20 protein-coding genes and 1 riboswitch are annotated in these 22,942 nt (G+C 40.3%); of the genes, 8 read left to right on the forward strand and 12 right to left on the reverse strand.

Features of this window, described 5'->3' with window-relative positions; genetic code table 11:
* Nucleotides 1–87: 87 nt before the first annotated feature.
* Nucleotides 88–1,050 (forward strand): isopenicillin N synthase family dioxygenase, encoded by a 963-nt coding sequence (locus ACL9RF_RS10180; protein WP_422800520.1) that lies wholly within the window; start codon nt 88–90, stop codon nt 1,048–1,050.
* 269 nt (nt 1,051–1,319) lie between these two features.
* On the opposite strand, the gene ACL9RF_RS10185 is transcribed toward ACL9RF_RS10180, so the two are convergent.
* The 5 genes from ACL9RF_RS10185 to ACL9RF_RS10205 all read right to left on the reverse strand — a co-directional run bounded on the left by ACL9RF_RS10185 (nt 1,320) and on the right by ACL9RF_RS10205 (nt 4,919).
* Nucleotides 1,320–1,478, reverse strand: coding sequence for a hypothetical protein (locus ACL9RF_RS10185; RefSeq protein WP_422800521.1), 159 nt, complete (start codon nt 1,476–1,478; stop codon nt 1,320–1,322).
* Nucleotides 1,479–1,801: 323 nt separating this feature from the next.
* On the reverse strand, nt 1,802–2,578 hold the full coding sequence (locus ACL9RF_RS10190; RefSeq protein ID WP_422800522.1) for a porin family protein: 777 nt from the start codon (nt 2,576–2,578) through the stop codon (nt 1,802–1,804).
* Nucleotides 2,578–3,720 carry a PCMD domain-containing protein gene (locus ACL9RF_RS10195; protein ID WP_422800523.1) on the reverse strand — a complete coding sequence of 381 codons (1,143 nt, stop codon included), beginning with the start codon at nt 3,718–3,720 and terminating at the stop codon, nt 2,578–2,580. The genes ACL9RF_RS10190 and ACL9RF_RS10195 overlap by 1 nt, the downstream gene beginning before the upstream one ends.
* 164 nt (nt 3,721–3,884) lie before the next feature.
* The gene (locus ACL9RF_RS10200) at nt 3,885–4,244 is read right to left on the reverse strand and encodes an MmcQ/YjbR family DNA-binding protein (RefSeq protein WP_422800524.1); all 360 of its coding nucleotides are present in this window, start codon (nt 4,242–4,244) and stop codon (nt 3,885–3,887) included.
* A 120-nt stretch (nt 4,245–4,364) separates the two neighbouring features.
* Nucleotides 4,365–4,919, reverse strand: coding sequence for a thioredoxin family protein (locus ACL9RF_RS10205; RefSeq protein ID WP_422800525.1), 555 nt, complete (start codon nt 4,917–4,919; stop codon nt 4,365–4,367).
* A gap of 124 nt (nt 4,920–5,043) precedes the next feature.
* On the opposite strand from ACL9RF_RS10205, the gene ACL9RF_RS10210 reads away from it, so the two are divergent.
* The 3 genes from ACL9RF_RS10210 to dnaK all read left to right on the forward strand — a co-directional run bounded on the left by ACL9RF_RS10210 (nt 5,044) and on the right by dnaK (nt 10,695).
* Nucleotides 5,044–7,746, forward strand: coding sequence for an outer membrane beta-barrel protein (locus ACL9RF_RS10210; RefSeq protein ID WP_422800526.1), 2,703 nt, complete (start codon nt 5,044–5,046; stop codon nt 7,744–7,746).
* Nucleotides 7,739–8,638, forward strand: coding sequence for a GLPGLI family protein (locus ACL9RF_RS10215; RefSeq protein WP_422800527.1), 900 nt, complete (start codon nt 7,739–7,741; stop codon nt 8,636–8,638). Before ACL9RF_RS10210 ends, ACL9RF_RS10215 begins: the two co-directional genes overlap by 8 nt.
* A gap of 152 nt (nt 8,639–8,790) precedes the next feature.
* A complete protein-coding gene (dnaK, locus tag ACL9RF_RS10220; protein ID WP_422800528.1) occupies nt 8,791–10,695 on the forward strand; it encodes a molecular chaperone DnaK in 1,905 nt (634 codons plus the stop codon).
* A 73-nt stretch (nt 10,696–10,768) separates the two neighbouring features.
* Here dnaK and ACL9RF_RS10225 read toward each other — a convergent pair whose 3' ends face one another.
* Genes ACL9RF_RS10225 through ACL9RF_RS10235 form a run of 3 tightly spaced genes read right to left on the reverse strand, consistent with a single transcriptional unit; the run spans nt 10,769 to nt 14,022 of the window.
* Nucleotides 10,769–11,449 carry a TIGR02117 family protein gene (locus tag ACL9RF_RS10225; protein WP_422800529.1) on the reverse strand — a complete coding sequence of 227 codons (681 nt, stop codon included), beginning with the start codon at nt 11,447–11,449 and terminating at the stop codon, nt 10,769–10,771.
* A gap of 49 nt (nt 11,450–11,498) precedes the next feature.
* Nucleotides 11,499–12,410 (reverse strand): nucleotidyltransferase family protein, encoded by a 912-nt coding sequence (locus ACL9RF_RS10230; protein WP_422800530.1) that lies wholly within the window; start codon nt 12,408–12,410, stop codon nt 11,499–11,501.
* 52 nt (nt 12,411–12,462) lie between these two features.
* The gene (locus ACL9RF_RS10235; RefSeq protein WP_422800531.1) at nt 12,463–14,022 is read right to left on the reverse strand and encodes a helicase HerA-like domain-containing protein; all 1,560 of its coding nucleotides are present in this window, start codon (nt 14,020–14,022) and stop codon (nt 12,463–12,465) included.
* 209 nt (nt 14,023–14,231) lie between these two features.
* Between ACL9RF_RS10235 and ACL9RF_RS10240 the strand changes: the two genes are divergently transcribed.
* From ACL9RF_RS10240 to ACL9RF_RS10250, 3 genes are all read left to right on the forward strand, one after another.
* The gene (locus ACL9RF_RS10240; RefSeq protein WP_422800532.1) at nt 14,232–14,582 is read left to right on the forward strand and encodes a hypothetical protein; all 351 of its coding nucleotides are present in this window, start codon (nt 14,232–14,234) and stop codon (nt 14,580–14,582) included.
* A 111-nt stretch (nt 14,583–14,693) separates the two neighbouring features.
* Nucleotides 14,694–16,262, forward strand: coding sequence for a SulP family inorganic anion transporter (locus tag ACL9RF_RS10245; protein WP_422800533.1), 1,569 nt, complete (start codon nt 14,694–14,696; stop codon nt 16,260–16,262).
* Nucleotides 16,263–16,335: 73 nt separating this feature from the next.
* On the forward strand, nt 16,336–16,983 hold the full coding sequence (locus ACL9RF_RS10250; RefSeq protein ID WP_422800534.1) for a carbonic anhydrase: 648 nt from the start codon (nt 16,336–16,338) through the stop codon (nt 16,981–16,983).
* A gap of 109 nt (nt 16,984–17,092) precedes the next feature.
* On the opposite strand, the gene ACL9RF_RS10255 is transcribed toward ACL9RF_RS10250, so the two are convergent.
* Nucleotides 17,093–18,367 (reverse strand): FAD-dependent oxidoreductase, encoded by a 1,275-nt coding sequence (locus ACL9RF_RS10255; protein ID WP_422800535.1) that lies wholly within the window; start codon nt 18,365–18,367, stop codon nt 17,093–17,095.
* Nucleotides 18,368–18,461: 94 nt separating this feature from the next.
* Here ACL9RF_RS10255 and ACL9RF_RS10260 point away from each other — a divergent pair, with 94 nt between their 5' ends.
* Entirely contained in the window at nt 18,462–20,126 is a 1,665-nt protein-coding gene (locus ACL9RF_RS10260; protein WP_422800536.1) for a glutamine--tRNA ligase/YqeY domain fusion protein, read from the forward strand.
* A gap of 224 nt (nt 20,127–20,350) precedes the next feature.
* Here the strand turns inward: ACL9RF_RS10260 and ACL9RF_RS10265 are convergent, their stop codons facing one another.
* From ACL9RF_RS10265 to ACL9RF_RS10275, 3 genes are all read right to left on the reverse strand, one after another.
* Nucleotides 20,351–21,307, reverse strand: coding sequence for a methylenetetrahydrofolate reductase (locus ACL9RF_RS10265; RefSeq protein ID WP_422800537.1), 957 nt, complete (start codon nt 21,305–21,307; stop codon nt 20,351–20,353).
* Between the two features lie 54 nt (nt 21,308–21,361).
* Nucleotides 21,362–21,459: riboswitch (SAM riboswitch) on the reverse strand.
* Between the two features lie 141 nt (nt 21,460–21,600).
* Nucleotides 21,601–22,125 carry a ribosome maturation factor RimM gene (gene rimM / locus ACL9RF_RS10270; RefSeq protein ID WP_422800538.1) on the reverse strand — a complete coding sequence of 175 codons (525 nt, stop codon included), beginning with the start codon at nt 22,123–22,125 and terminating at the stop codon, nt 21,601–21,603.
* A gap of 165 nt (nt 22,126–22,290) precedes the next feature.
* Nucleotides 22,291–22,824 carry a 30S ribosomal protein S16 gene (locus ACL9RF_RS10275; protein WP_422800539.1) on the reverse strand — a complete coding sequence of 178 codons (534 nt, stop codon included), beginning with the start codon at nt 22,822–22,824 and terminating at the stop codon, nt 22,291–22,293.
* Nucleotides 22,825–22,942 lie beyond the last annotated feature (118 nt).

Raw genomic sequence — 22,942 nt, forward strand, 5'->3', positions numbered from 1 at the left:
TTTTACAGGCAAATAAAAATAAAATATCAACATTTTAAGAAAACGCTGACCTACAAGGTCTTGAATATTCTTTTCAAAAAAATTAGTATGGCATTAATAAATATCCCACGTTTAGACCTGCAACATTTTACTGTAGGAAACGCTACAGAAAGAACGCAGTTTATCCAAGACATTGGAAAAGCTTTCAATGAAACTGGGTTTGTAACGATTGCAAACCATGGATTAAGCCCTGAATTAATCGATGAATTGTACCAGGTAGTAAAGGATTTTTTTGACCTTCCACAAGCGATAAAGGATAAATACGAAATTCCAGGCCTTGCCGGACAACGTGGATATACCACAAAAGGTAAAGAAAAGGCTAAAGATGCCAAAACCCCAGATCTTAAAGAATTCTGGCAACGCGGACAAACAATTGTGGGTGAAGAATATAGTAAATCTGATTTCCCGGACAACCCTGTGGTAGAAGAGTCTGCGCGTTTTAATGCAGTAACTGCCGAAATTTATAAAAAACTGGAAGATGCAGGTAGAAACTTGTTGAAAGCGATTGCAGCATACCTGGATTTGGAGGAGAATTACTTTGAAAAGTATGTTATCAATGGCAACTCGATCTTGCGTGCTATTCACTACTTCCCGATCGAAAACCCCGAAGCTTTATCTCCGGATGCTGTACGTGCTGGAGCACACGAAGACATTAACCTAATTACCTTACTTATCGGTGCCAGTGCCGACGGATTAGAGGTCTTGACAAAAGATGGCGAATGGTTCCCTATTAAAGCAAAGGGCGAAGATATCGTTGTTAACGTGGGCGATATGTTACAGCGTCTTACAAACAATAAATTAAAATCTACAACACACCGTGTTGTAAACCCTCCGCGCGAGCTAATGAAGACTTCAAGGTATTCTGTACCCTTCTTTTTACATCCAAAGGCGAGCATGAGTTTAGCATCATTATCTTCTTGTATTTCGGAAGAACACCCGAAAGTATACGAGGATTATACCGCCGGACAATACCTCGATGAAAGATTAAGAGAAATTGGTTTAAAAATGTAGTACCAAAAGGGAGGTGTCTTTTTAGACACCTTCTTTCGTATTATAGTTTTCTCAAGCGCTATTACCTTTTTATTTCCCATATTAAGCCGTAAGTCGGTATTTTGGCTTTCGAGCCTTTTGAGCGCTACTTTTAATACAAGTAAAGCGTTATTGCCATCAAACCGAACTCCACAGCAACTTTCTCTAGCCCTTTCCTGCTGAACCGACTCAGCTTATTATTGCGTTTCATCTGTCCAAATAATCCTCTTCAAGACTCTCGAGCTCCTTATCTATAGACTTACTTGACGCTTGGAATTTATCGCTTTATTTTTTTTCTTAAGCTGAGCACTATCGATTTCCTTGCTCATTCCTTGATTACCTAATGTAGATTGATCTTCACGTATTTGCGCGTCAATTGCCGATAGTACCGAAGCCCTATTGGCTTTCAATTTTGACTTGTTCTTCTCGATAGATTTCTTCCAAACAAACGTATAGCGACCGGCAGCCGATTCAATCTTCGCACGATCTACATCCAGCTCGTCAACAACCTAAGTTTACCAATCGAACCGGATGATGCAAGGAAATACGGTCTAAAATATGCGCAGGAAATAAACTAGGATTATGGGATGGTAAGTCCTTAAATCGTACTTTTACCTCATTTTTTTTGTAATACCTTAATTTACAAACCATTAATGACAAAAAAAACAAAACCCCGACATTTTTTTGGCGGGGTTATTTTTTTAAGAGACCTTAGTAGACAGCCCCTTTATTGTTATTTAATTTTCATTCCGATACCGACGTTCAGGAAGATATTATGTAAGCCGAAACTAATACTTTCAAACCCCGTTCGCATAATATTATTAAAGCCATAGTCGAACTGAGCTAAACCATAAAAACGGTTGCAAAACATATATCTACTACCGACACTCATTCCTACATCAATCTTACGCACATCACTAGAAAAGTCATACTCCGAATCGGTGATCAACACTTTCGTACCTGTAGGTACTATAGAACGCATATATCCCGACGTCGCTTGCCCATAGAATTTTCTACGCACAGCAAAGGAAACATACGGGCCAGCTTGTAGATCCCAAGCATCCGATAGTTTAAAGGTAGCCTGCACGGGTACGGTGATATACAAATTATGCACATTGGTCGTGATATCTCCGGTATAATAACCTTTGACATTTTCCTCAGAATTTTCATTGGCATTAAACGAAGTGCGGTAACCTTTAACGGTTGCTTTGGTATTCATACCTTTGCCCTCGAAAGTAACCCCTGTTTGAACACCCCATTTCTTATCAATTTGATAGGTAGCCTTTACCCCCACAAAGAAAGGTAAAGCGGGCTGATAACTTCGGATTTTACGGATTTCTGCAGGCATGGAAACTGGTGAAGAACCTCCAATTTTACCACCAATTAACGCCTGAAAGCCAAAACGATTTTCAACGCTATCTTTGGATGTGGAAGCGGAAGTTGCATTTTGTGCCATAGCAACACCAGACACTAGAACCATTAAGGCTATTGTATATATTATCTTTTTCATTATTTCGTAACAATTTTAACGTCATCAACAATCAATTTACTCCCTACAGCACCATGAAATTTATCACCATCCTTACTGGATGAAAATACAATAGCAATGTTATAGTCTAGTTTTTCAATGGCCGCATAGTCCACATCTTTTTTAAATACAAATGGAAGGGTAAACTTTTTAAAGTCATTGCCGGCTGTAGAACCACCATCCGCTAACCGCGCAATAGCTACCACCGATGGGTCTGTTAATACATTTTTTCCTGTTAGGTAGCCTACCTTTACCTTACCTTTTGAAGATTCTAAAAGCTCTTTACGGTTATAAAGTACCGCATAAATATCACACGAATCTTTACTTGCCAAAGGTTTAAGGTTTTGATCGGTCTTATTTTCGCCTGCCTTATATTTATAGTAACCTTCTATAGCAACAGGAACTTTATTAAAAGGGAAACCAAAGTGAGTAGCACCCAAAGCATCGACCACCGCATTTTGTGTATCAAAGGTTCCTATAAATAAGTTTCCAGCAGCAATTGGTTTTTTAAACATCGCACCGAAGGTTCCGGTAAGTTTAGTCTCCAACAAAGCGGCATACTGCCCGGAGTGACTTTCTGTCGTTGCCGAGGTAGGATATGCTTCGGGTTTCATCTCTTTGGATGGGTCGAACATAAGGGAAACTGCGAAACCACCATTTCCTGAGGCAAGATTGTAAAAACGTTGACCACTAATGGTGTTGTAGAAAACATTGAATTTATTCTCCTCATCAATTTCTACGGATTCAAAATCAAAAAATGTAGGCACGAACTCATTACCAACAACAACGACATTTACCATATACTTCTTAGAAAACTCGCCGTTTTCTGACGTTACGGTATATTCTATACCATCGGTATAATCTAATTCTTGGCCAGAGGCAGGCACTGCAACGGCACCAGGAGTAAGCTGTAGGTTAAGTGCTACTTTTTTTATATCGATATTACCAGACTTAAAATATACTACTACTCGATTATCGGTGATGCTGGGCGCAACGAAGAAGTCCGCATTCTTGGGACTGATATTCACAATATCAGCCTCTAAATTTTTAGGCTCATCCTTAATACAGGAGGAAAGGAAAAACGTGGTTGCCATAAATAGCAACAGGAGATTTTTAAAATTCATAAATTAAAATATTAAGCGCCATAAAAGGTTAACGCAATTCGTCGCAAAAGTACGACAAATCGTATGAAGAGGCTTGCTAAATGGTCAAGCAATTACGTTATGTTGTAGAAACTTTACAATGAAAGTACAATTAAGGAAAACAAAAAGTGCTGACAGGTGTTGCCTTAGGTGGAAAGCTCTTGCCTTATTTTTAAAGGTAAAGAGGCAACAACGAGCGCATAGCTGTGGTCTATTAAAGCGAAAATTTGCGCATCTGGCAGCTGCCTGTTGGCGAATACGGTATTCCAATGTTTTTTATTCATATGATAACCGGGAACAACGGTTTCCTCATACCTTTCTCTTAAAAGCACGGCCTTTTCAGGGGCACATTTTACATTAAAACGTAATGTACCTACCTGATTTAAGCTTACCAGAAGAAAAATCTTGCCAGCAACTTTAAACACGAGTGTATCAGGCCCAAATGGTGTTTCTTCACACACGGAGCCCTTGGATAGGCAGTAATCCCGCAATTGTTCGATGTGCATCGTTAAGATATTTAGTATTATTATTGTAGGAATGGGTAGAGGTAGATTATCTGCTTGGAGTTGTTAGGCATTAGCGCTTACCAAGGAAGAGCTAATGCCTGACGATTACCTCTACGCTACCTACGGCTTAAGCAATCCTATCAATTCCTGCTGCAATGCTGCTCCTTTATCTTCATTGTACCATTTTTGCATCATCTCTTTGATTGCAGCAAATTCCTTCCCTTCGTTTTTCATTTCCGTAAAGATATCTTGTAATGCTTGCGGACGTGGGCCCCAAACGGCTATATCTGCACCTATCGCATCCCGGATAATAAGTTTGGGTATGGATTTACCCCCATTTGTTAAATAGTGATCAATTAAATACGGTTCCGCATCACGTAGCTGTACCTCAAAGGTAATATGGGCATTATCTTTTACCAGTGTATATAATTGTGGCACCGAATGGGCAGCATCTCCACACCAAGGTTCTGTAATAACAATCCAAGTTTGTTTTTCCTGAATAGCATCAATGGCGGCCTTCATCGCTACTGTAGGTTCAAATTTTTTCAACCAACGGTTAGACCGAGACTGATTTAACTTTGCATAGTTATAATATTCAGCATCTTCATAGGTGGGATGTTGCTGCGGATTTGCAACCACATCTTCCATATACTGCATATATTCTTTAAAATCCATTTTTCTGTTTTTTGGCAAAAATACCATTATAAATAGAAAGTTTAGTCATTAAAATGTTTCAATCCATTTAACACTAATTAATAATTGAACAGCCTATATTTGGAGAATTGTTGACCCATAATTCATGAAAAACTTTGTTTTAAGTATATTTTTAATTTTTCTCACGTTTAGTGGGTTTGCACAGCATACATTCTCCGGGAAGGTGCTCGACAAAGCCGACAATAAACCTTTGACGAATGCCAGTGTCATCCTCCTAAGCCAGGACTCTATTCTGCAGTATTTCACCCGTGTCGATGAAGATGGGAAGTTTACATTTAAAAAGATAAATGAACAGCCTTATATTTTTATTGTTTCCTACCCAAAATTTGAACTTTACACGAAACCTTTGACGCTGACGGATGCGGACTTAACACTTGAGCCTATAAAATTAAGCTCGCAGGCGAATCTTATTGAGGAGGTAGTAATCCAGCAAAAGCTTCCTATACGTATGAATGGGGATACCATTGAATACAATGCAGGCAGCTTTGAAACCGAGAAAAATGCCAAACTGGAGGATCTCCTGCGACGACTGCCTGGCCTATCCGTTTCGGCCGACGGCCAAATTACGGCGCATGGGAAGTCCGTTTCTAAGGTGTTAATCGATGGGGAAGAGTTCTTTGGTTACGACCCTAAAATTGCGATACGTAATGTTCGTGCCGATGCGGTAGACAAAGTACAGGTGTATGAACGGAAATCTGAAGAAGCTGAGTTAACGGGGGTAGACGATGGCACGCGTATACAAACCATTAATGTGGTGCTAAAGGAAGAGGCCCGGAAAGGGGTCTTTGGAAATACGGAGGCATTGGCGGGAACATCAAAATTGTATACCGGAAACTTGTTTGCGGCTATGTTTAACAAAACTGAACGCAGTGGTGTCACCGTAAATACCAACAATATGGGGTCAGGGAACGCTACTGGCAGCTTGCGTATGAACAGCCAGATTGTTGGCAACCCGTACAGTACGCAGGTCGGCGCAAATTATGAAAATCAATTCTTGCAGAAAAAAATGCGCCTGAATACCAACTATAATTTTAATACTTCTGGCAATAATAATGAGAGTATAGGTTACCGAAAACAGGTATTACCGGATGTGGGTATACAGGAGAACCATACAGATCGTAAAACGGAAAACAATAGACAGAACCATGGGCTACGTGCGGAGGTGCGCTGGCGTGTAGATTCTACAGCCAATTTCACCCTACAGTTTAATGCCGACCGTGGCAACAGTAGTAGTTATAGCCGCACTATAGACTCCTTATCCAATGAAAAACAAGGAAGGGTAAGTAGGTCTATAAACGAAAATAGTTCCGATGGCACAACCAACAGAAGTGATTTAAGACTTAATTATCGTAAGCGTCTTAATAAAAAAGGAACTTCCCTAAATGTATTGTTTACCAATCGTCTTAACAACGGTACGACCAATAGTACCGTAAATGAAACAGCGGTTTTCTATCTTAAAGATAGTATTGGCATCTTAAACCAGGAAAGAATTAATGTAACCAAAAGTAATGCGGTAGGCGGACAAATTCAGCTGAATCAAAATTTAGGTAAAAACCTAAATTTCACCTTAGGCTATAATGTTAATTATACTAAAGGCAGCACGGAACTTAGTTCTTATAATCTTAAAACGGGCATGCAGTCGCGGGCTTTAGATTCGCTATATTCCCAAGACCAACATACCGACAACAGCAATAATACACTCGTGTCGAGCATGAATTTCACGGCAAAAAAAGTTATTATCAGCCTTTCAAACCGTGTTATTTACCGTAGCCAGGCTTTGGTTGATAATATACGAAGCATAGATCTTAACAGAACATTCTGGGATAATGATTTTAATATGGATATGAACTTTAACATATCCAACCGTAAGGGCATTAACCTTAACTATCAAAATAGCTTCGACATCCCAACTTTTGCGCAGCTGCAGCGCTTGCAGCCTTTGACCAATCAATTGTTTATACAGGAAGGTAATCCGAACTTAAAAAAGACGAACAAAAATAATTTCCGCTTAAACTATAATACCATGAGCTTATTAAAGCGTTCTAGCTGGAATATAAATTCGGAAATAGGTTTTGTAAGTAACCCTATCGTGAACCAGATGGCTATAGACTCCCTATCTGGCGTTACCACAAGCTCGTACGTGAATGTATTTGGCAAGTCGGCATGGAATGCCAGTGTTAACTTAAATTATGGTAGACCGCTATTCCATAACGATGTGCAATTTGGTGGTTATATGGGTACCAGTTATAACAATAGCTTCAGCTATATCCGCTTTGCTAACGCCGCTCAAAATAGCCAGTATACCTTAAACAATACCCAAACCGCAAATGTAAACGTGGGGGTAAACTTAAACGAGCAGAATAGCAAGGGTCTGGATTACGACATCAGCTGGAACTTTAGCATAAATAATGTGCGGAATAGTGTGAATAAGGATTTGAACTATACGAATCTGAACACGGGAGGTTCTGCTTATCTCAAATATTTTCTACCTAAAAATTTCTTTGTAGGTTCGACGATTAATTATGCTTTGGAGGGGCCTACAAAATTCTATACAAAGAGTATACAGCAATTTTATACGAACTTGGAGTTAAGCAAGAAGTTATTGAAAAGCGAGAGTTTAATCGCCAGTATTAAAATTTATGATGTTTTTAAATCGTATAATAATATTAATCGGAGTACTTCGGCAGATAGCTTCTCGCAAACCCAGCAACAGATGTTAACGCGTTATGTTCTCCTGGGATTAAAGTGGGATTTTAACAAAAACTTAGGCAAAAAGAACAATGAATAGATATATCCTTATCTTGCTAGCATTATGCCTCTCTACCTTAGGCAAGGCACAGTATGCTTATTTTGGTACACGAGGGGTTATTGCCTTCGAAAAAATCACCTTTACGAAGGCTAATGCGCGCGAGATGATGCGCAACTGGGAGAAAAATAACGGCCAATTTGGGTATATGGGGGGCGGTGGAGATTTTTTAAACCGTATTCCGGAATCGCAAACAGAAAAATATATACTGCAATTTGATGAAAACTCGACCTTATCGTACTTGGATAAAGAAGACGATAAAGAGAAAAAAGATAGCAACAGCGCTCGCCCTTCCAATACCCGGAACCGAAATAGCGGCGGTAATAGGCAGGGCGCAGCAGCAGGGCAATCCTTACGTTTTAGTACTGGCGGCAATGCTATGCCTATAGGTAGGAGTATTCGGCAGTCGGGCTCTACAAAAATCCTTTTTCAAGATCTCAAAAGCGGCACCGGACAGGTACAGATTGAAATTGATGATAAATACATCCTTTCTGACACGTTGCACCCTATCACCTGGCGCTTTACCGATGAGTACCGTAATATTGCGGGTTTTGAATGCCGCAGGGTGAATGGCGCTACCGTAGACTCGTTATATTTAGTAGCCTTTTATACGGAACAGATTCCGGTATCGGCAGGGCCAGCATTTAGCTTTGGCCTTCCGGGTATGATCTTAGGTCTTGCCATTCCGGAAATGCACATTCAATATTGGGCCAGCAAGGTTGATTACAATAATGAAGCTGTTCCTAAGGATTGGAAGGACAAAAAGGTTAAAAATATGTCGCTAACCGAATTCACCAATAGTCTTGGCAGGTATTTTAATAGAGGTGACAATAATTCAACTCGAAAAAGCGTTTTAGAGCATGTTCTTTATTGACAAACGCCATTTTGTCACAAACATGTGTCATAAAGCAGACATATTATACCTGTTTTTTTAAAAATTTTAGTAAACTTTTTATTGGCACAGGGGTTGTTATAAAAGAATCGCAAAGCAGTATTAATAAAAGTTAAAAGAAAAAACATCAAGATATGTCTAAAATTATAGGAATCGACTTAGGAACTACAAACTCATGTGTTGCCGTGATGGAAGGTAACGAGCCTGTAGTAATTGCAAACAATGAAGGTAAACGTACAACGCCTTCTGTTGTAGCATTTGTAGATGGTGGCGAGCGTAAAGTAGGTGACCCTGCAAAACGTCAGGCTATCACAAACCCACATAAAACAATTTATTCAATTAAACGTTTTATGGGAACTTCATTTGATGAAGCAACAAAAGAAATTTCTCATATCCCTTATAATGTAGTAAAAGGCGATAACAATACCCCTCGTGTTGAAATCGACGACCGTAAATATACACCTCAAGAAATCTCGGCAATGGTACTTCAGAAAATGAAGAAAACTGCTGAAGATTATTTAGGACAAGAAGTAAGCCGTGCCGTAATCACTGTGCCTGCGTATTTTAACGATGCACAACGCCAGGCAACAAAAGAGGCGGGTGAAATTGCAGGTTTAAAAGTTGAGCGTATTATCAATGAGCCTACAGCAGCAGCGCTGGCGTATGGTTTGGATAAAGCGAACAAGGACATGAAAATTGTTGTGTTCGACTGTGGTGGTGGTACACACGACGTTTCGGTATTGGAATTAGGTGACGGTGTTTTTGAAGTTAAATCTACTGATGGTGATACACACCTAGGTGGTGATGACTTTGACAATGCAGTTATTAACTGGTTGAACGACGAATTTAAGGCTGAAAACAATGGCTTCGATTTGAAAAAAGATGCCATGGCATTACAGCGTTTAAAAGAAGCTGCTGAAAAGGCTAAAATTGAACTTTCAAGTACTTCTTCTACAGAAATCAATTTGCCATATATCACTGCCGACGCTACTGGACCTAAGCACTTGGTACGCACGTTATCGCGCGCTAAATTTGAGTCTTTAGTTGCCGACTTAGTGCAGCGTACTATTGCACCTTGCCGTACGGCATTGAAAAATGCTGGTTACAGCACTTCAGATATCGACGAAGTGATCTTAGTAGGTGGTTCTACACGTATCCCTGCTATTGTTGAAGCGGTAAAAAGCTTCTTCGGAAAAGAACCTTCCAAAGGTGTTAACCCAGACGAGGTTGTTGCTTTAGGAGCTGCAATTCAAGGTGGTGTTTTAACGGGTGAGGTTAAGGATGTATTGTTGTTGGATGTTACGCCGCTTTCTTTAGGTATCGAAACTATGGGTGGAGTGATGACAAAATTGATCGATGCAAACACGACAATCCCTACTAAGAAATCGGAAGTTTTCTCTACAGCTGCAGACAACCAGCCTTCAGTAGAAATCCATGTATTACAAGGTGAAAGACCTATGGCAGCACAGAACCGTACTTTAGGTCGCTTCCAGTTAACAGATATTCCGCCTTCTCCACGTGGTATTCCTCAGATTGAAGTTACGTTCGATATTGATGCCAATGGTTTAATTAAGGTATCTGCTAAAGATAAAGCTACAGGTAAAGAGCAGAATATTCGTATCGAAGCTTCTTCTGGTCTTTCAGATGATGAAATCCAAAAAATGAAACAGGAAGCGGAAGCGAATGCTGAGGCGGACAAAAAAATTAAAGAGGAAGCAGATAAATTAAATACAGCTGATGCTTTAGTATTTTCTACAGAGAAGCAGTTGAAAGAGTATGGCGACAAAATTTCTGCAGATAAAAAAGCTCCTATCGAGTCTGGCTTAGAGAAACTTAAAGCCGCGTATGCAGCTAAAAACTTTGCTGATATCGATACTGCATCCGCAGAATTACAAAATGCTTGGACTGCAGCTTCTGAAGAGATGTATGCGGCATCGCAACAAGGTAACCCACAAGCTGACCCTAACCAAGGACAGGCAAACGGTAATCAAGGTGGTGCTGATGATGTACAAGATGTAGACTTCGAAGAGGTAAAATAAGTACAACGTACCTTATATAAATAAAAAAGCCCCGAATATCGGGGCTTTTTTATTTATATAAGGTATCGGTTATTTACCTATAATGCCGAAGTATCCCCTTATCAAATACAGTCCAAATACCAGCTGGCATACCGGCTTTTTTAAGTGCTGTATTGGCCCAGGTATTACAGGAAAAAAATAAATTATACGCCCCTTTAGCCTCATAAAAGGCGTCGTTATCGCCATAAACAGCAGTGGTGGGTATTAAAATCGGTGCCTTAGCGCTATCCGTAGCTAAGCTATCCATAATATACCTGCAAAGTGCATTAAACTGATTGGCATCGATACTTACCTTATAACAATGCTCATTTTCGTACATCGCCGCATAGTATGTAACATGTAAAGCTGTTTCCCCAAGCCCTGATGCTGCCAGCAAGGCGGTAGAAACCTTTAAATCTTTCCACTCGGGTGTATTGAGGTAAAAGCCTTTATCTCCCCAGCCTATGGAAACCCAAGGAAAAGAGGAATTCTTAGACCGGATGTTATCGGCAGGAAAAACCGTATACCAGTCTATTAAATCCGTGCGCACCGGCAGCACCAAGTCGGTATGTACCCCATTCGACAAGATATAAACGGTATATTTTTGACCTTCTCCTTTCCGATAAGCCTTAGCTGGAATACGGGAAAGAATAGCATCTGCGCACCAGTAAAGTGCAGCGAATAAAACAAGTGATAAAAAAATATAAATCAACACTTTGCTTACTTTTTTTATCATAACATAGGTATAAATGCTGTAAGCTAAGGTATAGCTTACAGCATATTATTTAAAATAACTTTGTCGGATATAGCCCATCAGCAACCAGCTTGGAAATACTTTGCTGCACAGCGGGTTTATCTTCAGGATATGTTACGCCAAACCATTTCGATGAGGTAGGGATAACGCTGAAATCTGCAAGTCCGTTTTTCACCATATAATCCGGAATACTAGGAATAAAAAATTCCGCCTTAGGGTTATCGGCATTTTGATCCACAAATGCTGGAAACAAAGATTGTGCTACTTCAAAGATACGAGGTGTAAAACCCCAAAAGTTCATGGAAACACGTGCTTTTGAATCTAAATCATAGGTTACGCCCTCCTCTTCATAAACAATTTTTCTATCGTCACCTTCGCCTTGGTAATAAATATTGGTGCGCTCCGTAACGGAATCCATTGTGCCCGCCTCGCTTACTTCACATACGCCACGCGATACAAAGCCATATTCAGACATGGTATTGCCCACTTCAAAACCCATTAAAGACATATGTGTATCGCTAACCTCATTACTTAAGAAATCGGCCATTTTTGCAAAAGCATCCTCCCCATAAAAATCGTCGGCATTGATTACACAGAATGGTTCGTTGATTACATCTTTGGCACTCATCACCGCATGTGCTGTACCCCAAGGCTTCACACGCTCGATAACACGATCCACACCAAATTTTGTGAGATCAAAGTTTTGAAAAGCGTAGGTTACATCGATTTTACCCTTTAATTTAGCGTCGAATTTTTCGCGCATAACGCCTTCAAATTCCTCCCGGATAATAAATACTACTTTACCAAAGCCTGCGCGTATAGCATCATAAATAGAGTAATCGATAATGGTTTCGCCATGAGGGCCGAAACCATCCACTTGTTTTAAGGATCCGTAACGGCTAGCCATACCAGCAGCAAGAACTAATAAAGTTGGTTTTCCCATAATATTGCTATAGATTATAATGTCAATTTTGCTGCAAATATACTAAAATCTGTTACTTCTTTTTGAAGAAAGCGTTCATCAAACCGGTAGCAAGCTTCCCTAACAACTTCACACCTTCCCGTGCTAAAGTACGGCTTGCCTGCGCCTGCGCCGCCTCCAATGGTGTTTGCCTACGCGACCCAGCCGTTTCCTTGCGCTGCGCTTGCTTCTCGCGCTCCTTTACCGCCTCTTGATGGGCTTTATCCAGGGCAGCTTGTTGTGTATTAAGCTTTTCACGCTCATTTAATAGCTCCGCAGCAGACCGATTAACGATGAGGTCCTTATAGGTATTGTATAAAGCTGAACCCCGCGTAATTTCCGAATAGTGCTGTGGCGAACAAGGGCCCATAACGGCACGTGCCGGCACGAGGTGTGTAGCGACAACCTCTGTTGGTATTCCTTTATCGTTTAATACGGTAACCAAAGCCTGTCCTATCCCTAAGGAAGTTAATACCTTGTCTAACTCATAAAATTCGGATGAAGGATATGTTTTTACAGTTTTACGCAAATTCTCGGCATCGTTTGGTGTAAAAGCCCGCAAAGCATGCTGCACCCGATTTCCCAACTGCCCTAAAACTGATTCGGGAATATCACTGGCTGCTTGCGTGCAGAAAAACACGCCAATGCCCTTCGAGCGAATTAGACGTACAATCTGCTCCACCTGCGATAAAAAGGCCTTAGATGCACCATTAAAGAGCAAATGCGCTTCGTCAAAGAAAAATACCAACTTAGGTTTATCCAAGTCACCCACTTCAGGCAGGTGCTTAAACAATTGGGCCAATAGGCTTAATAAAAATGTAGAAAATAATAAAGGCTGGTCTTGAACATCAGCGATGTTAAGCAACGATATTACCCCTCTGCCATCCACCCGACCAAATAAATCCTGAATATCGAATGCCTTCTCGCCAAACACCGCGGTCAACCCTTGTTGTTCTACCGCAACAATTTTACGCAATATTGTTCCTGCACTTGCACTGCTTATTTTACCATAATCGGCTTTTATTTCATCGGCACCAGGACCATCGGATAGGTAAGCTAAAAGTTTCTTTACATCGGCTAAATCGACCAGTGGCAACTGCGTATCGGTCGCATATTTAAATAAAGCACTAAGCACTCCCGTTTGGGTATCATTAAGATCCAAAATTCGAGCGAGCAGAATTGGGCCGAAATCACCTACAGTAATACGCATGGGTATCCCTAATTTACCGCTAAGGGAAAAAAGCTCTACCGGAAAGGCGGCAGGTTCAAAAGGAATACCTACAGCCTGGCCACGTTCTAGAAGTGCTGCGTTAGGCACTGCAGGCTCGCTAAGGCCAGACAAATCGCCTTTTACATCCAGCATAAATACAGGAACGCCCGCATCGGATAGCTGCTCGGCAAGAAGTTGTAAGGTCCGTGTTTTTCCGGTCCCTGTGGCACCCGCAATGAGGCCATGCCGATTCATCATCTTCAAGGGCAGCTTGACTTTAGCGTCACGGATAACTTGCCCATTCAGAATACCAGAACCCAATTCTATGAAAGCACCCTTAGGGCTATACGCGCTTACGACTTTATCAATAAATTGTTTTTCCATAACAAAAATGGTCTATGATAGAACCGAATTTATAAATATTTACCCACAATACTTAATAAAAGTATAACCTAAGAATCTGAATATGAAGAAAATATTACCAATTAAGGATTTTATAGCAACTTTTGTAATATTTACATTATAAAATTTCAAAAACTATTTACTTCTTAGATTTTTATTTTATTTTTGTAAAAACTGAAGTTAAAGTGTAAATGAGATTATTCGACAAAACACAAAGAATCCTCGCAGCAAAGATCTGCTTCTTTGTCTTCTTTACGAAGATGTTGATCTCGTTTACCCCAATGTTTATAGATGTACTCGATAAGGGTACTATCCTACAAGTTGTCATGCAACTCGAGGTTGAACAAACAACCAAAGGGGCTAACAGCAATAATGAAGACTTGCATGAGCACGGCGTTAAGGTTTTTAAACCCGATGCAATTGACTACGTAAGCTACAATCCTACTATTGAGAATACAGGAAAAAGAAAAGCTTACTTAAGAAACGAAAAGTCTACATATTTATACCATGCCTCAGTTCCGACACCGCCTCCGAACTGTTAATTCATTTATCCGCAATTTTTTTATGCAATAGACTTTGTCATTTTTTTTGGCATTGTAGGTTATTGCTGTGGTTTTTTATGAATTAATAACAACATTTTTAGTATTAAAATTATGTTCGGAACACGGGTGTCTGCTTTTCTAAAACTTTCGAAAAGAGACTTAAAATATGACTTTCCTGCAAGTATTGTAGTTTTTCTGGTAGCCTTACCTTTATGTTTAGGTATTGCAATGGCATCTGGAGCACCATTATTTGCCGGAGTATTAACAGGAGTTATTGGCGGTTTAGTGGTAGCCTCCATCTCCAATTCGCAACTCAGTGTTAGTGGACCTGCCGCGGGTCTTACTGTAATTGTTTTAGGCGCCATCAATCAATTAGGTGCTTATGAAACCTTTTTATTGGCTGTAGTAATAGCCGGTATAATTCAACTTGTGCTCGGTATTGTAAAAGCCGGAATGATTGGAAACTACTTTCCTTCGGCAGTAATTTTGGGTATGCTTGCTGCCATTGGTATCACCATTATCATGAAACAAATACCGCTGGCGTTCGGAATGAACGAACCGCATGCGTTTGAAGTGGAAAATGGCGGAGGGATCGCTGCATTTACCGATACTTTGCTGGGATCGGTAAGTTGGGGTGCTACCATCATTTGTTTCTTGTCTTTGGCGGTGTTGATATTTTGGCCTTCTATTAAGGGGTTGAATAAGGTACCAGCACCATTAGTAGTGGTATTACTGGGCGTAGGTTTGGGTTTAGCGTTTCAGAATACCTCCATGGCTTTGATGCCGGCACATTTTGTTTCTATCCCGGTAGTATCCTCTTTCCAGGAGTTTACGGGCTTATTTATCTTCCCTGACTTTACACAAATTGGAAATAAAGAGGTGTGGATCGTTGCTTTTACCATTGCCATTATTGCCAGTTTGGAGACCTTATTAAGTATTGAGGCCGTTGATAAATTGGACCCTTTTAAAAGGGTTACCCCTACCAACCGTGAATTGGTGGCTCAGGGGGTGGGTAATATGACATCTGGTTTTTTAGGTGGCTTACCTATGACATCGGTTATCGTGCGCTCATCGGCAAATGTTAATGCAGGCGGTAGAACCAGACAATCGGCTATGTTACATGGTATTTGGTTATTGGTTGCTTTATTAGCGATTCCTGTATTAATCAACCTGATACCTTTGGCTTGTTTAGCTGCGATTCTTTTACATACAGGGTATAAACTGGCAAAGCCCGCCTTGTTTAAGCAAATGTTCAGAAAAGGCTTAGACCAATTTATTCCGTTCACCATTACCGTCATTGCCATTGTATTTACGGATTTATTAATGGGTGTTGGTGTAGGTATTGTTGTCGCCACATTCTATATCTTACGTGCTAACATGCAAAACGCGTATAAATTCAGCATTGTAGGCGAGCAGCAGGAAAAAGCCGTATTGGTATTAGCAGAAGAGGTTTCTTTCTTAAACAAAGTGCCTATTCAGCAAAAATTGTACAGCTTACCAAAATCGGTGAACACTGTCTTAATCGATGGACAATACAGTAAATTCATTGATAAAGACGTTATAGAGGTTATACGAGACTTCGAGCAAAATGCGTTAAGCAAAGGGCTATCCATTGAATTACACGACGTTAGCTATAAAAAGCACAGCGTTAAAAACAAAACATTACAAAAAGTAGTTTAACAGAACAAAAAGTTTAATTATTAATGCAGTAATTTGGGCAGTGAAATAGCATGTCCTTACAAAAATTAAAAATATGGGAAATACAGATTTAGAATTAGGATTTCAGAAAATACTTGACGGAAATAAAGATTGGGTAAAATTTGTTAGTGAAGATACCACAGGTCGTTTCCAACAACTAGCAAAAGGTCAAAGTCCAGAAATTTTATGGATAGGTTGTGCCGATAGCCGTGTACCGGCAAATGAAATTACAGGAACAAAACCTGGTGAGGTATTTGTTCATCGTAATATCGCCAATATGGTTGTACACTCGGATATGAGTATGTTATCGGTACTGGATTATGCTGTAAATGTGTTAAAGGTAAAACAAGTAATTGTTGCTGGTCACTACGGTTGTGGTGGTGTTGCGGCATCATTAAGCCGTCAACAATTTGGTGTAATCGACAACTGGTTATGCCATATTAAAGATGTTTACAGATTACATGCACAAGAAATTGATGCTATTGATAATCATGAGGATAAGGTGAATAAGTTAATCGAGCTAAATGTTAAAGAGCAGGTATTCAACCTGTGCACCACTTCCATTATTCAAAATGCCTGGAAAGAAAGAGAAGATCTTGCTATACACGGTATGGTTATTAATATTGGAACGGGTGAGCTTATTGACTTAGGCACAACCTTCACAAACAACCAAGAATTGGGTGAAGTTTTTGCTTATAAATAGCAGCGAATTGGCTACAGGCTGTAGGGAGCATATGGTAATAGCTCCTTACAGCCTATACCTTATAAAAGATAAAGCGAGACAAAAAACAGTTTTGTGACTGTGGCAATGCTTAATTAACAAATTCCCCTTTGTTATTAATCGCTTTTGTATAAGGATTAGCATACCTATCGATCAGTACCGCAAACTCGTAGGGTGTTACAGGATGTTCTAAGTCAAAGACACCTTTAAATTTTAAGCCCTGAGACCATTCCTTTTCAACTTGAGCATCAATCTCCTCCCCTCGAAACGAAACAAAACGGATAAGCGACAAAATATCTTTTAGACGGAAGGTTTCAGCCTGATTCTCTGCAAACCAAATCTTACTCCTGGAATAAAGCTGATGAAAAACTGGTCTTACTGCAGCTACAGAAACCGTTCCACCAGTATCTAGGCTATACCCCAGGTCTGCATTTTGCAGCGGCAGCAGGCCGGCCAAATATACCTTCTGCAAGGATTTAAAATTGGGGTCGCTTATCGATATATTCTTTGCAGGCAACAAACGAGCATCAAAAACCTGTAACTCGCTTTGTAGCTTACGCACATCAATACGAGTATAGTTGGTTTTGAAAAAAGCACAGTAAGCTGCTGCTGCGCCTACCGCCTGTCCGACAGTAAACCGTAATGGGATATACTCGGAATCATCCGCAGGCAATAACGAGGTAAAAAAAACATGCCCGATTCGGTATTGTAAAATATGAGCGAAGGTAAGGGCCATTGCATGGGTATTATGCGCTCCAAGAGCGACAATAGTGCGTTGCAGAGGCTCCGGTATAGCCTGTACCCTCTGCAACTTATCCGCTTTTTGCAAAGAATCCTGGCCCGCAACAAAGGCCGCTAAAGCTTGGTTCGCTGTAGCGTCGACAACGGCACGGAACGAATATTTCTTTTTATTGGACAACCTTACATCGATATATTTTTTACGCATAGCAAGCTTGCTCACCGATACATTCATCATAATGCTGAGTTTAGTCTCGGCCCTGGCGATTTCTTCCAAGGCATGCCTTACAACATCGGGATTCATTCCGCGCTTTGCCGCAATTGCTGTGGAATCGTTTTTCGTCTTGGATTTACTGATTTTCATCAGGAGATCTAACCATATTCCAGCATCCATATAATCATTAGAAGTTATAGAAAGCTGCTTTTGCGACAACTCTGCTGTAAATACATCCGCATTTACCACCCATAGTGTAGGTACATTCGAACGCGCAGCCTGAACTGCAGCGGCAAAGGCTTCTACGCTATTGCCGTACACTAATAGTGTAGGGCCTTTATCTTTAGCTATACCCATAAAAGGAACCAAACAGAGTAGTAACCAATTGATGTGGAAAGATTTTCGGTTTATCATATCCTAAAATACATATTTTCTACGGGGAATATATCGATAAAGATATTTTAACCCAGCATTGTTATGTTAAGGCTTAAATAGCTAACTTTGTATCATGATAGAGGAAGATAAATCATTAAATTTTATTGAAGAAATTGTCGAAGAAGATCTTCGCAATGGAACACATGACGGACGTGTACTAACACGCTTCCCTCCTGAGCCCAATGGATATCTCCATATTGGCCACGCTAAATCCATATGTTTGAATTTTGGATTAGCCCAGAAGTACAATGGTAAAACTAATCTACGTTTTGACGATACCAACCCGGTAAAGGAGGATGTAGAATACGTAAATAGTATTAAACAGGATATCCAATGGTTGGGATTTCAATGGGCAGAGGAATTATATACTTCAGACTATTTCGAGACCCTTTATCAATATGCTGTTGAATTAATAAAACAAGACTTGGCCTATGTTGACGATAGTACGGCAGAAGAAATTGCCGCTGCTAAAGGTACACCAACAACGCCGGGCGTTCCTACACCTTACCGTAGCCGTTCTATTGAAGAGAATCTGCAGCTTTTCGAAGACATGCGCGCAGGTAAATATAAAGATGGAGAAAAGGTTTTGCGTGCCAAAATTGATTTGGCAAGCCCGAATATGCATATGCGTGACCCTTTATTATATCGTATAAAGCATGCACATCACCACCGTACCGGCGATGCCTGGTGCATCTACCCTATGTACGACTTTGCGCATGGGCAATCGGATTCTATCGAGAAGATTACGCATTCCGTATGTACACTGGAGTTTGTTCCACACCGTCCGTTATACGATTGGTTAATCGACAAGCTTGAAATCTTCCCTTCCAAACAGTATGAGTTTGCACGTTTAAATATGACCTATACGGTAATGAGTAAACGTAAACTCTTACAATTGGTAAACGAAAAGCATGTAGAAAGCTGGGACGACCCGCGCATGCCAACCATTTCGGGTATGCGCCGCCGTGGTTATACACCTAGTAGTATTCGCAATTTTTGTGAACGTATCGGTATTCAGAAGCGCGAAAACATGATTGATATCAGCCTTTTAGAGTTCTTTGTTCGCGAAGACTTAAACAAAAGTGCATGGCGCCGGATGGCAGTTATTGACCCTATAAAACTGGTTATCACAAACTATCCTGAAGGACAGGTGGAAGAACTTGTTGGCGAAAACAACCCGGAGGTTGAAGGTGGAGAGGGCTCACGAATTATTCCATTCGCTAAGGAATTGTGGATAGAGCGCGACGATTTTATGGAAGATGCACCTAAGAAGTTTTTCCGCTTAGGCCCGGGTCTTTCTGTACGTTTGAAACACGGTTATATTGTAACCTGCCACGACTTTAAAAAGGATGAAAATGGTAAGGTAACAGAAGTACACTGTACCTATGTCCCGAACTCTAAATCGGGTGAAGATACCTCTGGCCTAAAGGTGAAAGGTACAATCCATTGGGTTTCAGTTGCACATGCGAAAGAAGTTGAGGTTAGACAATACGACCGTTTATTTCAAGTAGAGAACCCTGCTGCTGAAGAAGACTTCAAGGCGTCAATTAATCCTAACAGCTTACAGATTGTAGAAAAAGCATTTGTAGAGCCTGATTTGTTAAATGCAGAACCTGGAAAGGGATATCAGTTTATTCGTTTAGGATATTTTACCCTCGACAGCAAGTCAACACCCGACCATCTAGTGTTTAACCGTACGGTTACCCTAAAGGATTCTTGGGCTAAAGTTAATAAATAGGCCTTATACAACGGGTTATATAATGTATAGGCAGTAGGTGCTAAGTATTACCATAAAGCTTAACACCTACTGCCTATTTTTTTTTACGGCCTTGTTAAAGCACGCTAGCCGCAGTTTATACAAATAGCAGGTCAAGTCGGCCGTTGCCAATAACCAAACGGCAGCTCTTTTATACCGTATTTTTGGATAGGCTTTTACCCAAATCAGACCTTTGTTAACAAGAGTTAAGCTAAACGCGCTACAATCTTTTTGGTAGGGCCAGGGTTACTCATGGTGTAAAAATGCAATACAGGCACGCCAAAGTCTATTAACTCCTTACATTGCTGTACCAACCATTCCTCACCAACCTTGCGCACATCAGCGTTAGTCTTACATTGATCTACAGCATCACTTAAATCCTCCGGAATATCAAGGTGAAAGATTTTAGGCAGCGTAATCAGTTGTTTTTTTGTCGTTAGTGGTTTTAACCCCGGAATAATAGGAACATGAATATCATGCTCGCGGCATTTAATAACAAACTCCTTATACTTATCGACGTTAAAGAACATCTGGGTTACAATAAACTCGGCTCCCATTTCCACTTTCTTTTTTAACCATTTGAAGTCGGTATTAAAATTCGGAGCTTCAAAATGTTTCTCAGGATATCCGGCAACACCAATACAGAAGTTCGTATGCTCCGAGCTGACCACATCTTCGTGTAAGTATTTACCCTGATTCATGTCCAATACCTGCTGCAAAAGGTCAGTTGCATAGGCATGCCCCTCCGGTGTAGGAATAAAATCGGGATCCCCCTTACGTGCATCACCGCGTAATACCAATACATTATCAATACCTAAGAAGTTTAAATCTATCAGTGCATTTTCCGTTTCCTCTTTGGTAAAACCACCACATATTAAATGAGGCACCGCATCGACCTTATATTTATTCATAATAGCCGCACAAATAGCTACCGTACCTGGGCGTTTTCTATACGACACACGCTCTAAGAGACCGTTGCTATGCTCTTTATATAAATAATCTTCCCGATGGTAGGTTACATCTATAAAAGGAGGTTTAAATTCCATCAACTCATCCATTGTATTAAAGATACTTTGGATCCCCTGCCCTTTAGGGGGCGGCAAAAGTTCAAAAGAAAACAAAGTTCTCCCCTTTGCGTTCTTGATATGATCTACAATTTTCATGTTTGTTAGTTTTTAGGCTTAGAGAAAATGCACGTGAGTTAACAGTGATTCTTCAGCTTATCTTTCCCATATGGGTAGAATGCAGCACCTTGACAAGCGTCAGGTTGCTAAGGCTTCAGCGGGTCTAGTCCCTCTGCCTTTCTCTATAAGCGTCGCTAATATCGCTAATCAAATCAAGAAGTAAAAATTAAAAAAGAAAAAAATAGAAAGTAGTAATCAACAGGTCATAATTTGAAGCAGGCTTTAGCACAAAGAGCATAGGCGCCACGTATGCTAAAGCCTGCTGCAGTGCGTTACGCTTTATAGAGGTCTACCAACCCTTCCGGAAGATCTACTTCGAGCACTTCCTCTTCAGCATCAATCCCTAAAATTAAATCATCAGACAATGGAAACATCAATTCTTTGCCATCCATATCTACGGTAGCTATAAACTGCTGTGGCATTTCTTGAACATCAATAATTTCACCAAGCTCACCATGTTCCTCATCGACAACCAGGTAACCGATTAAGTCCGTATAGCGAAAATCATCGGGATCACGCTCCGGCATTTTATCGTTTGGTAAATACATTTTTTTGCGTACCAAAACCTGCGCCTTATCGATATGATCGATATCTTCGAAGGTAGCATAGGCCGTACTATTGGGGTGTAGCTTTATTTGATCAATAAAATAGGGTACTAATTTTTTGTTCACTTCTAAAAAGATTATATCAAATTCCAAATCCTTATAATCTTCAAATTCAAAAAATAATTGAACCTCCCCTTTAAGACCGCGTGTCTTACTTACATAACCAATATAAAAACTGTCTTCGTTTGTCATTTTCTTTGTTCAAAACACAAAAATACAAATAAACCTGTATATGCAGGTCCGAAAAAGGAAGGTATATGTTAACGGGCTAACTAAAAAGCTTTCAGCAAGGCATAAACGTAAAGAAGGTGCTCCTTTTTGGGAGCACCTTCTTTAAAAAATCTGTGTAGGTAAAAATTAACCTTCAGCAGATTCTGTGTTTTCAGCAGCTTCTGTTGCTTCTACTTCTTCTGCAGCAGCTTCTTCAGCAACTGGAGCATTTTTAGCAGCTACAGCAGCAGCTATTTCTTCTTTTTTCTTCGTCTCAGCGATAAGAGCAGCTTTTTTAACTTCCGCTTTAGCGTTTGCTAATCCAGCTTTTTTACCTTCAACACGTGAATCTTTACCTTCTACCCAAGCAGCGAATAATTCTTCTGCTTTAGCTTCATCGAAAGCACCTTTTTTCACACCACCTTGCAAGTGTTTTTTGTATAAAACACCTTTTTCTGAAAGGATAGTACGTGCTGTATCAGTAGGTTGAGCACCGCTATTCACCCATTTTAAAGCTTTTTCTACGTCTAAAACGATAGTTGCTGGGTTAGTGTTTGGGTTGTAAGAACCTAAACGCTCAATGAATTTACCATCACGTGGTGCACGTGCGTCTGCTACTACTACGTGGTAAAAAGGTTTTCCTTTTTTACCATGTCTCTGCAATCTGATTTTAGTTGCCATGTTTTATTATAATTTATGTATTCAACATATCCCCCGTACAACATGTAAGAGGGGACGCAAAGATAAAAAGATTTTTTGGTATTTTAATAACGTTCTTTATAGATTACTAGACGAACAG

This window comes from Sphingobacterium sp. Mn56C, from assembly GCF_049319645.1.
In the GTDB taxonomy this organism is placed as follows: Bacteria; Bacteroidota; Bacteroidia; order Sphingobacteriales; family Sphingobacteriaceae; genus Sphingobacterium.

Coding starts and splice junctions, on each gene's coding strand:
- ACL9RF_RS10265 (WP_422800537.1), bottom strand. CDS start 21,307: ATGAAAATTGTAGATCATATCAAGAACGCAAAGGGGAGAACTTTGTTT.
- ACL9RF_RS10180 (WP_422800520.1), top strand. CDS start 88: ATGGCATTAATAAATATCCCACGTTTAGACCTGCAACATTTTACTGTA.
- ACL9RF_RS10275 (WP_422800539.1), bottom strand. CDS start 22,824: ATGGCAACTAAAATCAGATTGCAGAGACATGGTAAAAAAGGAAAACCT.
- ACL9RF_RS10215 (WP_422800527.1), top strand. CDS start 7,739: ATGAATAGATATATCCTTATCTTGCTAGCATTATGCCTCTCTACCTTA.
- ACL9RF_RS10205 (WP_422800525.1), bottom strand. CDS start 4,919: ATGGATTTTAAAGAATATATGCAGTATATGGAAGATGTGGTTGCAAAT.
- ACL9RF_RS10240 (WP_422800532.1), top strand. CDS start 14,232: ATGAGATTATTCGACAAAACACAAAGAATCCTCGCAGCAAAGATCTGC.
- ACL9RF_RS10230 (WP_422800530.1), bottom strand. CDS start 12,410: ATGGGAAAACCAACTTTATTAGTTCTTGCTGCTGGTATGGCTAGCCGT.
- ACL9RF_RS10245 (WP_422800533.1), top strand. CDS start 14,694: ATGTTCGGAACACGGGTGTCTGCTTTTCTAAAACTTTCGAAAAGAGAC.
- ACL9RF_RS10195 (WP_422800523.1), bottom strand. CDS start 3,720: ATGAATTTTAAAAATCTCCTGTTGCTATTTATGGCAACCACGTTTTTC.
- dnaK (WP_422800528.1), top strand. CDS start 8,791: ATGTCTAAAATTATAGGAATCGACTTAGGAACTACAAACTCATGTGTT.
- ACL9RF_RS10190 (WP_422800522.1), bottom strand. CDS start 2,578: ATGAAAAAGATAATATATACAATAGCCTTAATGGTTCTAGTGTCTGGT.
- ACL9RF_RS10200 (WP_422800524.1), bottom strand. CDS start 4,244: ATGCACATCGAACAATTGCGGGATTACTGCCTATCCAAGGGCTCCGTG.
- ACL9RF_RS10210 (WP_422800526.1), top strand. CDS start 5,044: ATGAAAAACTTTGTTTTAAGTATATTTTTAATTTTTCTCACGTTTAGT.
- ACL9RF_RS10260 (WP_422800536.1), top strand. CDS start 18,462: ATGATAGAGGAAGATAAATCATTAAATTTTATTGAAGAAATTGTCGAA.
- ACL9RF_RS10225 (WP_422800529.1), bottom strand. CDS start 11,449: ATGATAAAAAAAGTAAGCAAAGTGTTGATTTATATTTTTTTATCACTT.
- ACL9RF_RS10255 (WP_422800535.1), bottom strand. CDS start 18,367: ATGATAAACCGAAAATCTTTCCACATCAATTGGTTACTACTCTGTTTG.
- ACL9RF_RS10235 (WP_422800531.1), bottom strand. CDS start 14,022: ATGGAAAAACAATTTATTGATAAAGTCGTAAGCGCGTATAGCCCTAAG.
- ACL9RF_RS10250 (WP_422800534.1), top strand. CDS start 16,336: ATGGGAAATACAGATTTAGAATTAGGATTTCAGAAAATACTTGACGGA.
- rimM (WP_422800538.1), bottom strand. CDS start 22,125: ATGACAAACGAAGACAGTTTTTATATTGGTTATGTAAGTAAGACACGC.